Origin of the sequence: Pseudomonas sp., assembly GCF_040514055.1 — a bacterium.
Lineage (GTDB): Bacteria > Pseudomonadota > Gammaproteobacteria > Pseudomonadales > Pseudomonadaceae > Aquipseudomonas.
The window spans coordinates 16,203-32,579 of the sequence record NZ_JBEVDL010000084.1; the positions used below are offsets into that span (position 1 = coordinate 16,203).

5 protein-coding genes are annotated in these 16,377 nt (G+C 62.1%); all 5 read right to left on the minus strand.

What is annotated here, in order from left to right:
• Window positions 1-105: 105 nt before the first annotated feature.
• The 5 genes from ABWY06_RS23265 to ABWY06_RS23285 all read right to left on the minus strand — a co-directional run bounded on the left by ABWY06_RS23265 (window position 106) and on the right by ABWY06_RS23285 (window position 15,962).
• Window positions 106-10,359, minus strand: a complete 10,254-nt coding sequence (locus tag ABWY06_RS23265; protein ID WP_353927971.1) for a hypothetical protein — start codon at window positions 10,357-10,359, stop codon at window positions 106-108.
• A 1,523-nt stretch (window positions 10,360-11,882) separates the two neighbouring features.
• Entirely contained in the window at window positions 11,883-12,680 is a 798-nt protein-coding gene (locus ABWY06_RS23270) for a transglutaminase-like domain-containing protein (RefSeq protein WP_353927972.1), read from the minus strand.
• A complete protein-coding gene (locus ABWY06_RS23275) occupies window positions 12,643-13,350 on the minus strand; it encodes a hypothetical protein (protein ID WP_353927973.1) in 708 nt (235 codons plus the stop codon). The genes ABWY06_RS23270 and ABWY06_RS23275 overlap by 38 nt, the downstream gene beginning before the upstream one ends.
• Window positions 13,340-15,148, minus strand: a complete 1,809-nt coding sequence (gspD, locus tag ABWY06_RS23280) for a type II secretion system secretin GspD (RefSeq protein WP_353927974.1) — start codon at window positions 15,146-15,148, stop codon at window positions 13,340-13,342. Before gspD ends, ABWY06_RS23275 begins: the two co-directional genes overlap by 11 nt.
• A gap of 1 nt (window position 15,149) precedes the next feature.
• Window positions 15,150-15,962: a type II secretion system protein N gene (locus ABWY06_RS23285; RefSeq protein WP_353927975.1), complete on the minus strand. Its 813-nt coding sequence runs from the start codon at window positions 15,960-15,962 to the stop codon at window positions 15,150-15,152.
• Between the last annotated feature and the right edge of the window lie 415 nt (window positions 15,963-16,377).

Consider the following 16,377-nt stretch of genomic DNA (forward strand, 5'->3'; position numbering starts at 1 on the left):
TCCTTGTCGGCCGCCCCTTCCCGGGGCCACCGCTTGCTAAAAAATGCGAGCCCTCGCGCTGAGCGGAGCTCGTCTGTTCATCAGGCGCTCAGGCGCTGGCGAACACTATTGCGCGCCGCCGCTGTTGCCACCGCCATGGCTGCCGTCGCCGCCGGCAAAACCGCCGCCCTTGGCGTTGCAGGTTTCGCAGTCCGGCGGCGGCGTGCACTGTTGCGCGCTGCCCATCCCCGTTGGCCGGGCGATAAACCCGCCCGAGCCGCCCCAGCCGCCACCGCCCAGCCAGCCCCAGGGCCCCGAGGGGCCACTCGGATTCGAACTATGGGTGCTGCAACTGGTACCGCTGGAACTCCAGGCCACGCCGGCACTGCCGGGCACCACCATGCCGTTGGCGCACATGCTGGAATAGGTGACCTGGCCCTGGTAGGCGAACGCCCAGCAGCCGGCCGCGCCATTGAGCGGGTCATCGGGATCGAAGCTCTGCAAGGCCAGCACGCGGTAGGGAACGACCACCACGTCGCCGGACTCCAGCGTATCGGGCACCGGCCGCAGGTACTCGAGCTTGGCCCGCGCATCGCCGCTGGGCAGTTTCGCCCTGACGTTGTCCGCCCGCACCAGGCCGTAGTTGGTCAGGGTCAGTTCGCCCTGCATCACATCGCCCTTGCGCATCTTCGGCAGATTGATCGACAACGGCTCGATCAACACCACGGCCGACGGCACATTGGTCTTGAAGGTGGCGTTGAGGACCACCTCGTAGCGGTCCTCCAGGGTGATCTCGCGCACCGACCATTCCACGGTCACCAGCTTGTTCATCAGGAACACGCTTTCGGCCTGGGTCAGCCCGGGCTTGATCCAGACCTGGCCCGAGACATCGTTGTGGTCCCAGGCCGAGACCCGGTAGCTGTATTCGCCGGCCGGGATATCGTCCAGGTGCGCCAGGCCCTGCTCATCGCTGGTCAGGCTGTACTCGGAGCTGAGCACCTTGCGGTTCTGCAGCTTGATGCGCGCACCCTTGAGGCCCAGCACCCGCGTGGCGCCGTCCAGGGTCCCGGTGTAGATGTCCTCGACCTTGAAGGCCACGCCGCCGCGGCCCGACTGATTGAGCACCGCTTGCATCGGAATGTTCACCACCGGGTGGTTATCGCTCTCGATGCGCAGGGTGAAGAAGTAATCACCCTCGGGCACGCTTTCGCTGGGCCGGAACGCCACGGCGATCGGCGTGGTGGCGCCGACCGCCAGGTTGCCCGGGCGCTCGCTGGTGCGCAGGCTGACCCAGCTCGGCGCGGGGCCGCCCTGCTCGTCCAGCAGGCTGAGGCGTACATTGCGCAGCAGGTCCAGGCCGCCGTTGCTCAGGGTCAGGTTTTCCACTCGCTCGCTGCCCCGCTCCAGGCCGGTCTGCAGCTGCAACGGGCTGACCTTGGCCATGGGCCGTGCATCGACCAGGGTGTACTGGATGCGGGTCTGGCCCAGCGGCTTGCTCAAGCCCTCGGCGACGATCCGGTAATCCAGCAGTCCCGAGGGCGCCGCGTTGTTGTCGGCGCTGATGCGCAGCGTCAGGCTGCCGCGCTGTTTGGCCGCCAGGTTCAGGGGCATCCCGACCAGTACCTTGACACCCGCGGGCAGGCCCGTGACGCCCTCGGGCTGCACGTATTCCAGGCGCAGGTTACGCAGCGGCGTATCGGCGCCGGCTTCCAGGGTAACGGTCGCCAGCTGTTCGTAGTTGCGCGGGAAGGCCAGGTTGAAGCGGGCCGGCGAATAGGTCGCGCCCTGTACCAGGAAGCGTCCCTGCTGCGGCCGCGTCTGGATGCTCGGGTGGACCACCGACACCTGATATTCACCGGCATCGGTGGACGCCGAGGCATGGCGATACTCGAACGCCCCGTCGCCATCGGTGGTCAACTGCACCACCTGTTCGAACCCCTGGCCGGCCACGACCAGCTTGAGTTCGCTATTGGCCTGCGGCGTCTTGTCGGCGCGTGTTAGTGCCCGCCCCTTGATGGTCACGCTGTCGCCGGCCTGCAGCGTCTGCGGCACGATGCTCTCCACTTCGGCGTAGTACGGCGCCTCCACCAGGGTGAATTCAGCGCTGCTGGCCAGGCCACCGATCTGCAACTCGCCGCTCAAACCGGTCTGGTAGTGCAGCGCGTCGACCTGCAGGCGCACCCGCACCTGGTCCGGTGCACCACTGGGGATCGGCAGGTTGAACGGACCGGTCTCCAGCACCGCCTTGGCGCCGACACGGGCCACGGTCCGCCCATCGCGTACCGTGATCAGGCCATTGCCGAGCGCCGCGTTGATCGGCTCGGTGGCCAGCACGTTGCCCTGCAGGTCTTCCAGGATCAGGCGCATCTCGGGCGACGCCTGCTTGCCGTTATTCAGCGCGGTCACCAGTTCGGTGTCCACCGCGCTGGGGTTTTCCAGGCGCAGGCGCACCTGGCCGATACCGCCGCGGGTGAACTCATCCCCCAACAGTTGGACCAGCAAGGCGCCCTCGCCAGCGTTTTGCGACTGGTTGCGTTGCAGCGTGACCTCTTCGCCGGGCTGGGGGGCATAGACCAGGGTGGCACTCAGCGGCACCACGCCGGGCAGCTGCTGGTAACCGGCAACGATCACCGGCACCTCGCTGACACTCCCCGCGGCCACGTCGAAGGCCTCCGACAGGTGTTGTTTCACCTTGCCGGCCACGTCCACCTCGACGCGCAACCGCACACGCTGCACGCCCTGGGTACCGGTGTTGCTGACCCGGTATTGCAGCGCATTGAACAGACCACGCTGGAACACCTGATCGGCGCGCAGCTCGGCTTTCAGCGCCGGCAACAGCAGGCGGTGCGGCAGGCTTTCGACGCCTTGGGCATCCACCGCGGTGACGCTGTAGTCACGCTCCGAGGTGACCGGCAGAACCACCCCGGTATCGACAAAACTTTTCTCGGTCAGCGGCGCCAGGTTGAGTTTCTGCGGCGGTGTGCCCAGGTAGAGGTTGTAGCCCACCACGTCCTTGCCGTTATGGTCCCACTTCAGGCGCGGCGGCTGGCCTTCGATCAGGCTGATGGCCAGGTCGCGCACCGGCAACAGGCCGGCGTTCAGGTAGGCGCTGGTAGCCGGCGCCGACTCGTTGCCCGCCGCATCCACCGCGGTCACGGTGTAGGCGTGCTCGGTGTCGGATGGTTTGTTGTCCAGCACGACCAGCCCGGCAATCTTGCTCCACAGCGGCGTCAGTCCATCGATTTCGACCGGCTCGCCCTGGCCGACATTGGCCCGGTAGAGGTTATAGGTGTAGGTGCCGCCTTCGACGGGCGGCTGCCAGCGCAGCACGACGCCCGCGCCATTCAGCTCCACCGCCAGCTCACGGGGCGCGCTGGGCGCCTGGCTGACCACCTGCACTTCGACCGCTTCGCTGGGCAGGCCCAGCACTTCGGTGCCTTCGTGCTCGCGAATGCTCGCCACTCGATAGAAATAGCGACCGTCGCCCAGACCGGCCGCCGGCAGGTTGTCCTCGAAGGCCAGTTCGCGCACTCGTCCAATCGGCGCGAAGCTGCTGTCCGTGGCCGCGCGGCGATAGACCTGGTAGGCGCTGGCCTCGGTTACCGCGCGCCATTGCAGCGCCACCCGGCCAGCGGCCAGGGCTTTGCCCGTCAACCCCTGGGGCATGTCCAGCGGTGGCAGGTCGCCCTGGTACACCTGGAACTCGCGGCGCCCCTGAATACGTTTGCTGATATTGCCCAGGTCGTCGCGGGCTTCGTAGGTGAAGCCCAGCAGTTGCGCCTTGGTCTTGCCGGCCTCCGCCGGCAGGCGGAAACGCCCCGTGTAGACCGGCGCACCGGGCTGGGACTGGTCGTCCTTGAGCAGCGCGATCGCCGCCGGCTGGGTCGCCAGGGGCAGCCCGTCCAGGTGGGGGACCAGCTGCGGCGGTTCGACCGGCTCTTCGTTGAGCCGCAGCACCACTTGCAGCTCGCGGCCCTGGTCGTCGACCAGCAGATTCTTCACCGGGTGTTCCGGCAGCAACGACAGTTGCTGCAGTTCGGGGCCACGGGTATCGACCGGCAGCGTCTTGCCCTCGAGCACCTCGCTGCCTTCGTTACCCACCGCATCGAACAGCAGCGTACGGGCATAGAGCTGGCCCGAAGGTATATTGGCACCCAGGTCGAAACGCCCCTGATAGACCTTCGGCTCGTTGGCCACGGCCGTCATGCGCAGCGCAATGGAAGCGCCTTGCGGCACGTCCAGGCTGAAGAACGGCGCATTGCGCAGCGGTTCGCTGACCTGCAGGCGCACGTCCACGCTGGCGGGGCCATGGCGGCCGTCTTCGGCCACCTGACCTTGCGTGGTATAGAGAATCCGCTCCACCTTGGGCGCCAGGCGATCGGCCACCGCTGATTTCTGCATGGACAATGCGCTCTGCACCCCGCCGGCCTTGACGCTGGCGACCCGGTAGTAATAGGTCCCATCCTCGGTTGGCTGATGCAGGTAGCTGGTGGCGGTCAGCGGTTTGTCGTTGACCTTGGCGACGCCGCCGGCACTGGTCGCGGCGAAGGGCTGTTTGGCCACGTAGAGGTCGTAGCCGGCGACCGAGGGGGTGGCGCTCCAGTTCAGTTGCACTTGGCCCAGGGGTTTGCTCAGTGCCTGCAGGTTGCCCGGGGCGTTCGGCAGTGCGCTGTCCAGCACGATCTGCAAGGGCTCGCTTTGCGGGCCGAACAGCTCGCGATTGGCGTAACGCAGGTTCGCCCGCAATTGGTTGTTGCCCTGCACCAGGGTCACCGGCAGTTCCGCCCGGCCGCTGCCGTCGAGACGCACGGCCTCGGCGTATGTGGCGCCATTGAGCAGCACCTTGGCCAGGGTATTGGCTTGCCCGACGATGATCAGACGCTGCTGCGGCTCGTTGGTCTGGCTCAGCGGATTGTGCAGGCTCAGGCTGGGCTTGCCCGGGGCCGCCAGATTGACCTGCAGGGTCACGCTGCTTTCGCTGAAATTATCCAGGGTGTCGTACAGTTTGATACCCAGTTGGTATTCACCGTCGACGACGCTGCTCACATCCCAGGCGTAGCGGTAATCCGCGTCGACCTGGTTGGCCTGCCCCAGGGGCTGGCCATTCAGGCTCAGTTCCACCCGGCCGATACCGGATTGATCCTTGGCCTGGATACGCCATTCGCCGATCTGTTGCAGCTCGCCGCCCTGCAGCAGGTCCTGCTCGAGCTCAGCGCTTTTCCAACCCAGGCCAAGCAATTCTGGCCCCTCGCTGTCCAGCACCGGGGTGACACTGGCCGATTGCACCAGCGGGTTCTCGCCGCCCGAGGCATTCACCACGGTGACGGCCACATGGTAGGTCTTGTCGTTGAGCAAACCGGCCACCACGGCACTGGCTTGCGCGGCGCTGGTCATGAGTTTGGGCTTGAGCCCGACGATGGAAGTGAACGGCGCGTCCGCCACGTACACACGGTAACCGCCTACCCAGGCGGCCGGCTGCACGGCGGTCCATTGGGCCTCGAAACGGTTGGCCTGGGGTTTGAGTTCCAGCCCCTGGGGGTTGTCCAGCCAGGTAATGCCAGGGTTGCGCACACCGGCACTTTCATTGCCGGTCGTGTCCAGGGCCACCAACCGTAGCGGGTTGGCGCTGGCCGGGCTCAAGCCTTCCAGGCGATAAACCAGACCGGCGCCCAGGCCAGCCAACGGCAAATCGATGCGCTGGGGATCGGTTTCGCCGACATACAGGGCGTAACCGGCCAAGTCACCGGCAAGGTTGGCGCTGGTCTGCCAGTTCAGTTGCAGGAAATCGGCGCCGGACACCACGCTTAATCCACCCACCTCTTCAGGGGCCTGCTTGTCGACCGGGGTCGCCGCTTGGGACTGCACGCTGCCCACGGCCAGGCCCTGCTGGTCCTCGGCCACCACCGCGTAATGGCCCAGCACGCCGCGTGGCAGGTTTTTCAACAACGCCTCTTTGACACCGGCACCCACGCGCAACAATGGCTGGGCCTGGCTCAGCAGGGTAAAGGGTTGCGCGGCACCGTACAGCACGTACTGCTTGATGTCGTTGCCATTGGCCGCTTCGTTATAGTCGGGCCAGCTGAAGGCCAGCTCCGTGCCGCTGCCATTGGGGTCGATGGTGAAGCCCACCAGCCCCGGGGCCTCGTTGTCGAAGCGCACGTTCACCAGCACCTCGGGGCTCTGGTTGCCCGCGGCATCGGTCTGTGTCAGGCGGAACTGGTTGTCGCCGGGCACCAAGGCCCGGAAGAACACCCAGTGTGTGTCATAGCCGTTCTGTGCAGAAAGTACGTTGCCAGCGCCGTCGAGCAGCTGCAGCAAGCTGCCGCTTTCCTTCAGGCCGCTCAAGCGGAACACGACGTTGGCGGTGACGGCCGGGTAGCCGTCGACCACCGGCGCCGCTGGCGCGATGTAATCCAGGTCGAAACTGAAGTTTCCAACCCGTTTATTGGCAGCCTTGTCTTGCAGGCGGACTTCCAGCGTATAGGGCCCCGCCAACAAGGTTGCATTGGGACGCAGGCGCAGGGTGTCGCCCTCCAGGCTCAGCTCCCCGGAGAGGCTGTTGCCGCCGTGTTTAAGCAGCAGCAGGCTGTTGGCCAGGTCCAGGCCGGTGCCGGTCTCGAGAAATTTCACCGAGATCAGCTCGGGGGCGACACGGATGGCGCCACTGGGTACAACGCCCTGAATGCTGGGCGCGACGCTGTCCACGCTGAACTTGAGCAGCGTGGCCGGCGACAGGTTGCCGGCCAGGTCACGCATCTGCACCTGCAACTCGCTATCGCCTTCAACCAGCTCGTAGTTGTCCAGCACCCAGGCACCGCTGCCGCGCGCCACCTGTACCTCGCCATCGATCAGGATCGCCGTATCATCTTCACGCTCGCCGCGGATATCGACCTTGCGCAGCGTCAGGCTGTTGATTGCCGGGGCTACCGCCGGCTGGGTCACCACGGGTGCGTCGGTGGCCTGGCGATCAACCACGAAGCCCAGGGTAAAGACGTCGTCCGGCTCGTTTTCGATGCCATTGCCGTTCTGGTCCATGCCATGGCCCTGGGCCGAGCGAATGCCCGGTCCGACGCGCAACGTGTACGCGCCATCCTCCAGGGGCGTGGCCAGGGTGAACTGGTAACGCACCGTATTCAGTGCCTGGATAGTGGTCAGCGACACCGGCCCCAAGGGGCCTTCGAGTTTCACCTGCTCGGCCGTTACCGAGTCAGGCAGCACCGCATTGATAAAATCGACGGTGAATTCACTAACCTCACGGCCTGTCACGGCCTCCAGGTTGGTACCGGCCACCGCGGTGGCCACCACCCGGTTTTCCAGATGCAACGAACCGGCACCGCCTGGAAAACCGTTTACGCTGACGCCACCGTTAACACTGATCTGGCTTAGCGGATCGAAGCCTTGCAGGCCTGCATAGTAAATGGCGATACGACCGCCGCCACCTGAGCCGCCGGACGCATTGTCCCTGGCAGAACCACCCCGGGCAAAGATACGCGTCGTCGCGCTGCCCGCTATAAGCTGGGCTTCAATCCACAGCGACCCGCCGGCACCGGCACCAGTCGAAGACCAGCCACCGATACCGCCACCGTCGGCCAGCAATTGCCCGTCGATTTGCAGCGAACGCGTTACCAACTTGAGTGCGCCGCCGCCACGAGTGACTACTGTGCCGTAGGTGCCGCCGCCCAGACCCAGGCTGACAGGGGTCAGGTACTCCCCGTAAACAGGATTGGGAACACAGTACGGTGCTCCGCCGAGGCCCCCGTGGCTGGCGCCACATCTTGAATCCATGCTGTCAGGTGCCAATAGCCCCTTGCCGCTGACATCGATACGTGAGGTGGCATCCACCAAAATCTCATCCGCGCTCAGGGTAATGCCCTGGGTAGCCCCGCTCACCACTGGCCGCATGCTGAGCACGCCGCTGTTGATAACGCGAATCTTGGCTATCTGAATATCTTTCGACAGTTCGAGGGTAAAACCGTCCACCAGCAACTCGTCGCTGGCGGCATTGAAGACGCCGCTCATATCGAGGGTACTGCCGCCGAGCAGGCTGTAGCTGTCGGCCGTCAGGGCAAAACCGCCCTGTCGCCAGGTACTGGCGCTCAGGTTCAGCTTCAGCGCGTGCAGCTCACCCGCTTGGGTGAGCTGGCTATTGCTGGCCTGGAGATGGGCGATCTGCGCCACATTCAAGCTAGCGACGCTGTCCCTGAACACCACAGTGCCCAGCTTGGCGCCAATGATTTCCACATTGGCGTTGATCACTGTCAGCTTGCTGGACAGCTCGCCCGAGATACCCAAGTCCAGTACCGTCTTGGCCGACTGGGCTTTATCCAGCCCGCTATTATCGATGACCAATTCCGATTGATCGCTGCCCAAATCGTGCAAAAACAAGGTGCCCGCCGCGCCGGACTGTGCGCGTATACCGGCGGCGCCCTTGGCCTGCAGCGCTGCAAGCAACGCCGTTTTGTCCAGCGCCCGATACTCGACGGCGATTCGCCCACCACTGCCGCCTCCCACAGAGCAACAGATACTGGCCGCGCCTGCGTTGGCGTGAATCCGCGCGGCAGCACCCAATTCGAGTGCTTCGACCCGCAACCACAAGGATCCACCGCTGCCAGAACCAAAAGACTCGGCCGCTTGACCGTTTGCCAACAGCTGACCTTCCAGTTTCAGCAGCTTGGCCGTCACCGTCAGCGCACCACCGCCACGACTGAAGCCATTGCCGCCATCCCGACCACCCGAGCCAAAATCGACAGGTTGGCGGAAATCGCCATGAATGCCGTTGCCGCCACCGTTGCCGTAAATCCCACCCCAGCCGCCGTGACTGCCCCCCGCATAGGCGCCCATCGCACTGGTGCCCAGGTCGCCCTTGGCGCTGACATCGATGCGTGAAGTGGCATCCACCTCGAGTACGTCGGCGGTGATGCCGATGCCTTGGCTAAAGCTATCGGAAGCTTCAGGGGTGGTGATAACGCCGCCATTAAGTACTCGGACCTTGTTCCAAGTACCGCTTTGGTGCAGGACCAGGGTAAAGCCGTCCACCAACAGGTCGGGGCCAGTAAGACCATTAAAGGGGCCGCTCATGTCCAGGCTATTGCCCAGGAATTGGTGCCGATCGGCGGTCAGGGCAAAACCGCCCTGTATCCAGGCGCCTTTATTGATACGCAGGTCGGTCACTTGCAACGCGCGGGCCTGGGTCACCTGACTGTTGGTGGCCTGCAGGGTGGTAATACTGTCCACCGCCAGGTTGACCACACTGTTGGTCAGCAGCAGTTCGCCGATAGCGGTGTCGACCAGTTCGACGCGGGCGTCGATCACAGTCAGTTTGGCGGTCGGCTCGCCGTTGCCGGGCAGGTCCAGCCGCGTGGTGGCGACGGTACCCTGTTCAACGCCGCTGTTATCGACGATCAATTCGCTCTGATCGGTCAGGGTATTTTTCAGGTACAGGGTGCCCGCCGCGCCGTTGTTTCCGCCGCTGTTAGAACCACCCTTGGCCTTTAGCGCCTTGATCAGTGCTGTGCGGTCCGACGTTTTGGAATAGACGGCGATACGCCCACCACTGCCGGTGCCGCGTCCCGTGCGCCATGCGGGCGAGCCGCCATTGGCTTCAATGGAGGCCTGGGCACCAATGGTCAGGGTGTCCGCGCGCAACAAAATGGAGCCGCCACTGCCGGTGCCGTAATCGTTATAACTCTGACCGTTGGCCTGAAGACGACCCTCGACCGTTAGCTTTGGCGTGATCAGCTCCAGTACGCCACCGCCATAGATGAAATTAGTTCCAGTTCCGCGACCGCCGGTTCCAGGGTCCCGCGGCTCCCGAAAATCACCATAAGGGGTGTTTGTCGATTGATTGGTCGCAACGCCGCCCTTGCCGCCGTGGCTACCGCCACTGTAATTGCCAACGTCTGTCGCGTCTTGTCCTTGTCCTTGTCCAGTGGCATCGATTCGCGAGGTCGCATCGATATGGATTTCATCGGCGGACAATTGCAGGCCCGACGGTGAATGGACCGTGATAACGCCGCCGTTACGCACCCGCACAGAGGAAAAATCCCGCTCTCCGGCCAGATACACCTGAGCCCCGTCGACGACCAAGTGTTTACCTTGGTGTTCGATGCCTATCCATTCCTCAGTGCGAATGATGAGTTCTTTGGCCTCAACGGTAAACTCATGACTCTGCTCGCTGCCCAGGCTTTTGCCACTGCTGGAAGTCAACGCGCCGTCGAATACCACCTTATAACGGCCGTCAGATAAACGGTTGGCGAAATACAGCTGGATTTTTCGTTCATCGACGTCGGTCGACGTAATCGGCACTTCGATCCAGCTATCGGCAGCGGCACCGGCAGTATAGAAATGTACCAGGCCGCCATCGAGGGCATTTTCGTCCATGGCAAAATTGAATTCAAAATCTAGACGCTTGGGTGCTCCTTCAAAAAGTTCTAATAGCCCTTCGGTTTTAAGGCGGAAAAGTCCGGTAGCGGACGGACGACCGAAAGCAATACCCTCACCCACGCGTTCAGCCAGATCGTTGCAATTACCTTGCTCTGCTAGGCAACGCACCTCGATACTTTCTGGGGTTGTATAATAGTTGTCAGTCCAAAGTCCTTCTGGACGCGAAAGATAGTCGTTATAGCCGGGCAGCCCATCGAATGCCCACAGATCCTCAATGGCACCGCCAGCCTGTTTGACATGGGCGTCGATTGTAAAATCCCGTGGTGCAGGGTTGCCGCTTGCCGGATAGAGAAAACTGACGAACCTGTCGCTACCGCGCTGCTCACTAACATCGCGATAATTGCCAAAGTGGATTTGTGTGTCACCCCAGCGTTCTATATACAGTGGATAATAGCTCCGCGCCGCCATCGCCATGACGATTCGCAGCATCTCTGTTTGGCTGGCATGTCGCCGATCCTCCTGCGGCGGTACAGGATCTGGAACGGGCTCGTCGTCGCTATCGGTGGGTTCGACGGGTTCATCAGCGGGTTCATCGAGCTCACATACTCGTGCCAGCGAAGGAGGACCGAAGGTAGAAGGAGGCGTTAACAGTGGCACAGTTTTGCGCCCGGGTAATCCCGCCGTACGAGGAACCACCGACCCAGGGAAACTCTCGTTCTGACCCAACCAATGAGGATGCCACGACTTAAGCGACTCAGCGTCCAGCACTATCAGTTCGTCTATTTTCCCTCTAAAGCCCGTCGCATCAAGGCCAAGCAGGTCGCGGCTGGCTGCCGAGCAATTGCCCAACTGTATGGTACTGTCACGCAAGGCCGGCCAGTCTTCTATCAGATACTCGCCCAGCACCTGATCGATACCGCTGTAGATGGTAATCCCCGCCTGACTGAAAACCAGATAAATGCCATGTACACTTATGGAAGTACTTGTTTCGGATACTGTGGGACTTTGCTCTCCCGCTTGATAGAGCGTAAAACCACTTCCGTCGGAACGTACGGTCATGGCGAATTGATCGCCAATCGACAGCAGGCACTGACTGTCAGTCGAGCCGCTAGTTGGCAAGTTTGCGAAAAAGCCTAATACCTGGGTAACGGGGTTGGCAGCGTTGTCCGACAGGAAATTTGCCTCCAACTGCAGGGCTTCAAATCCGGAAAACTGCAATGCCTTACCGGCATGCGCACCGAGAAAACTCGCCACGGGCGTCAAGGGCTCAGGGGAAATCAGCTGCAGGCGAGCGGAACTGGTTCCGCGATTTAGACCCCTGCCCTCTTCATCCGTCCCCTCGCCTTCACCTTCACCTTCAGCCGTATCCTCACTCTCCAGGCTGTCCGCGCCGAAATACACCAGCGGGCCCATCTTCAGGAGCTGGTCGGACATCTCGCTGGCCAATGCATTGGCGCAACCGGCAATCAACAGCCAGCCAAGGGCAAGACTTTTGAGTCCTTTCATATAAATCCTTATGACTAGCGCAGGTAAAGCTGCAGTCGTGACGAGTCGAGAACGAGGGGTTCGAGGCCGAGCTGGTGGCTGTTTTGGTAAAACATCAACGCGATATAGTGCTGCTGAGCGGTCGAGCCCAAAACACGCCGGGAGGAGTCAAACACTAGCCAGGTGCCATTATCCTGATATTCGATCCAGTTATGCAAGCTTGAAGCTGTTATATGAGTACGATCTTTATCAACGGCCACCCCCAGTACCCGCCGAATTGTGAAGCCGTTTCGCTGCAGCAACTCGCCGGCCAGCAGCATATGCTCGGTACAGTCGCCCTGACCGTTCAGCAAGGCGTGCTCGGCGCCGTCGATACCGCGGCGAATGCCGGAAAATACGATATTGTCGACCATCCATTGATGAATCGCCGCAACACGGGACGTTTCGGGCAAGGCGCCGAAACGCTCGGCGAGAGCCAATAACTGTGGGGAAGGCGCCGCTGTCAGGTCGTAATCCGGCGTATAGGCCTTGCCCCCTCCCTCGTCCGGCGCCAAGGGTTGCCACTGCAGCCTGATCTGCTGACTCTGGTACGGGCCGAAGGGCTCGAGCGCCAGGCAGTATGGGTTGCCAGCCAGCGCGGGCCCCTCGGCGCGGGCCACCTGCCAACGATACGCCACGCCATTCAGCGCCAACGGACGCACCCCACACAGGCGCGCGCCGGACACCAGCGCAGCGCTGTCGTTGCGCACCCGCACGGCCAGCTCGAATGCCGGCGCCGTTACGGACCACACCAGACTAATTGCAGTAATAATCGAACAGGTGTGCTTGATCATCCGCCGACACGCTCGCATGAAGACTCAATGCACGCTGGACCTTTTGCGCATCGTCGAATGACAGAAATACCCCCGGCAGGGGATTGGCCGAAAAAAACGCCATAAACGGCTGTTGAAGCTCGGCGCCGACAAACAGCACCACCGGCTGCACCTGCCGCTGCCCGCGCTCGATCAGCAGGGTTGCCACTTCGGCAGGATCGGTCAAGGTCGACTTCTCGAAGCCCTTGCCCACCACCGATTGCCCCTTGCCGATAAAGATCCCTTGCAAGCCCCCGGAAAGCAGGTTGGTGGCCAGGTTATCCACCGGCACCACCAACCAATCCCAGGCCGACACACCCTGCTGCGCCAAATAGCGCTCACGTCCACCCACGACCAACTGGGCATGCCGCAGATTAGCGGCGCTCACCTGAGCACATAGGCGTTGCGTCGCCAGCAGATCGTAGCCCGCCACCAGCAGACCCACGGGGGCCGTCGAACGCTGCAGGCGCGCATTCAGCTGGGTGCTCGAGACCGTCCAGGCACCCTGCACGGCGCCACTGCCGTCGACATCGATCAGTTGCGCCGGCTCGCCCAGCGCCCAACAGGCGGCCGGTATCGGAGTCGCCTGGGCCATCGAAGCGATGGTCAGCCACAGCACCAGGCCGAGCCCGGTAAGTTGCTCAGCGCGCATCGAGCTCGTACCCCATGCGTTGCGCCGCTTGGTCGACATAGCGGTAACGACCGCCCGTGACTACCTGGGCATCGTCCGTATCGCGGATGATGGTCGGGCGAATAAAGATCATCAGGTTGCTTTTTTTCGCACTGGTGGCGGTATTTTTGAACAACAGGCCGATAAGGGGGATCTTGTTCAGGTAGGGAATGCCCGAGTCGCCATCCTGGGACTCATCGGAAATCAAGCCCCCCAACACCAAGGTCTGACCGTCCTCGACCAGCACTCGGGTTTTCACCGACCGGGTATTGGTGATGATGTCCTGGGCTTGCGCCACCTTGGCGTTGGAGACACTGGAGATCTCCTGGGTGATCTCCAGGGTGACCGCATTGCCTTCGTTGACCTGGGGCTTGATCTGCAAGGTGATGCCCACATCCTTGCGTTCTATTGTCTGGAAGGGGTTGTCCACGGGTGTCGCCGCGCTGGTCGAGCGCCCGGTGACAAAAGGCACGTTCTGCCCCACCACGATCTTGGCTTCTTCGTTGTCCAGGGTCACCAGGTTGGGCTTGGACAGGATGTTCAGCGAACTATTGGTTTCGAGCGCCTTGAACAAGGCCCGGAGTGAGCCGTTGCGATAAAAACCCATGGACAGACCCGCCAACAAGTCGGGCTTGCTGTCAGCCGCCCCGGCCCCCGCGCCGTCACGGAACAGGGTACCGCCATACCAGCCATCGCCGCCCTTGGCGCTGTCGGAGGTGCGCCACTCGATACCCAACTCCTCGCCATTGCCCTCCATCACTTCGACTATGATCGCCTCCACCAGCACCTGAGCCCGGCGGATGTCGAGTTTCTTGATGATGTACTCCACCGAATCGATCACATCGGCCGGCCCGGTGACCACCAGGGCGTTGGTTGCCTCGCTGGCCTGTATATTCACTTCGATGGCCGTGCCCTTGGCGTTAAGCGCCTGCTTCTGGATGCTCGCGCTGAGGCTCTGCACCACCGGCAGCGTATCGGCAGCGCGCAGGTAGTGCAGGTAGAACACCTTGGTATTGCCCACCCCCTCGACCTTGCTGTCCAGGCGACTCACCACATCGCGCACCTGCCGACGCAGGACCTCGTCGCCGGCCACTATGATGCTATTGGTCCGTACGTCGGCACCAATCGAGAAAAAGCCTTCCGGGGTCTCGGCCTTGGGCTTGGGAAACAAGCTGGTGACCATGGTCAGGATATCCTGAGCATTGGCGTAGCTGAGAGGCAGTACGTCAGTACTGACTTCCCACTGCTGATCCAGGCGACTGACCAGATCATCGATCTTGGCAATATTCACCGCTCGGTCCGCAACGATGATGTAGTTACGATCCGGGTAGGCGGAGATATAGGCCGATTGCGGGACCATCGGCTTAAGCAGCGTGACCAACTGGCCAGCTGATACATTTTTCAGCTTGAACAATTTGACTACGTTGTCACCCGCCGCGGCATCACGCTCGTCCACGGGCAAGCTGGACGACTTGGCGTCCGCTTCAGGAATGACCTTGTAAATATTGTTTTCCTTGATCAAGGCATAGCCGTGCACGCTCAACACCGAACTGAGCAACTGATTAAGGTCCTCGGGTTCCACGGCTTCGCTGGTCACCACCGTGACCTGCCCCTTGACCCGCGGATCGATAACAATGTTCTTCCCCGTTTGCTCAGCCACCCACTCGATCAACGTACGAATATCCGCATCTTTCATATCCAGATCGAGTGCCTGACTTTGCTCTTCGGCATAACCGCATGCGCTGAATATCACCAACAGACTTACTACTAGCCAACGCATGTCAAAGTTCCCCACCCGCTACTGACTTCAATTTATTCAACTTATCCAACAAGTCGGGCCTGGCCGTCGGCAGCCCCGACGCCACAGCGCCGCGTGGCTGACTGGGCGGCACAGTGTCGACCGCCGCCGTGGACACTGGTTGTGCAACCGCGCGACCCTCGACCAGGCTGATGCTTTCCAGCATGCCGTTGCGCTTGATCAGCACCTGCCGCGCCTGCACACGAACCAACTCGACGCCGGGCAGTACTTCGTCACCGGCGAAAAAAAGCTTCTGTTTATGCTCGCCGCCGGCGAGCACCGCGGCGGAACGCCCTTTGGGCGAAACGAAACTGGCCAACAGCTTGAGCGAAAGTCCACTTTCCTTGACCGGCGCCGCAACAGGCATCGTATTGACGGTGCCGAACAAGGGGGGAATGTTCGCCGGGTCAACCACAGGCCCCAAGGCTACCGCTACCGGCACCGAATTCGAGGCAATAGCCGTCTCGTGTATCAGGGTTTGCCGCCAGGACCAAAAACTGAACCCGTAGAACGCCGGCAACAGCAGCAGGCAGGCCGCACACAGCCAGGGCGCCAGTTTGCCCGCAATAAAGTTGCCCCTCATTACCACCCCATGGCCAAAACCAAAAAAAATCAGCGGGCAAACACCAGCGCCGCGCGTGACTTGGGCATTGCGCACAAGTGGGCAGGCACGAATTAAATATGTAAAGGTCATCCAAACAAGGTCGGAGCGCCATGCCAGCCATACCTGGCATCGCAGTCGTACGCCCCACTTATCCCATAGGTAAAACCGGCGCGGAAAATACCACAGATTCACGCCCAGAATCCGTGCTTCATTCAATTTTCAGGCAAAGTGATATCACTCCTGGGGTAGGCGAACACCGTCTGGCGCATCCCGTTGTTACTAATTTCAGCAAAATTAGGCACTTAACCACGCCCCAAGATCGCTCGGCGACAAACTGCACTCTGCAGTGCCCACATTTGACGACCCTGCCCGGGAAGCGTGGCGGGATAAACTCAGTCGAGCAGCGTCTTATCGCCTCGAGGCAGACCGAGACCTACGGGCCCTTCCAGCGGTTGTACATTGCAAAACAGCCGGCATGGTCAATGCTCAGCCTCCAGCAAGGCGATGGTATACGCGGGGGTGTATCGGCAGGATGGCGGTTCAATCGCCCCCAGGATAGCGACGTCCGCTGAACAATGGACATTGACCCGCTCGCCAAGTCCGAGAC

Excerpts from the sequence above, each read along its gene's own strand:
- ABWY06_RS23275 (WP_353927973.1), bottom strand. The coding sequence starts at position 13,350 with ATGCGCGCTGAGCAACTTACCGGGCTCGGCCTGGTGCTGTGGCTGACC.
- ABWY06_RS23270 (WP_353927972.1), bottom strand. The coding sequence starts at position 12,680 with ATGATCAAGCACACCTGTTCGATTATTACTGCAATTAGTCTGGTGTGG.
- gspD (WP_353927974.1), bottom strand. The coding sequence starts at position 15,148 with ATGCGTTGGCTAGTAGTAAGTCTGTTGGTGATATTCAGCGCATGCGGT.
- ABWY06_RS23265 (WP_353927971.1), bottom strand. The coding sequence starts at position 10,359 with ATGGACGAAAATGCCCTCGATGGCGGCCTGGTACATTTCTATACTGCC.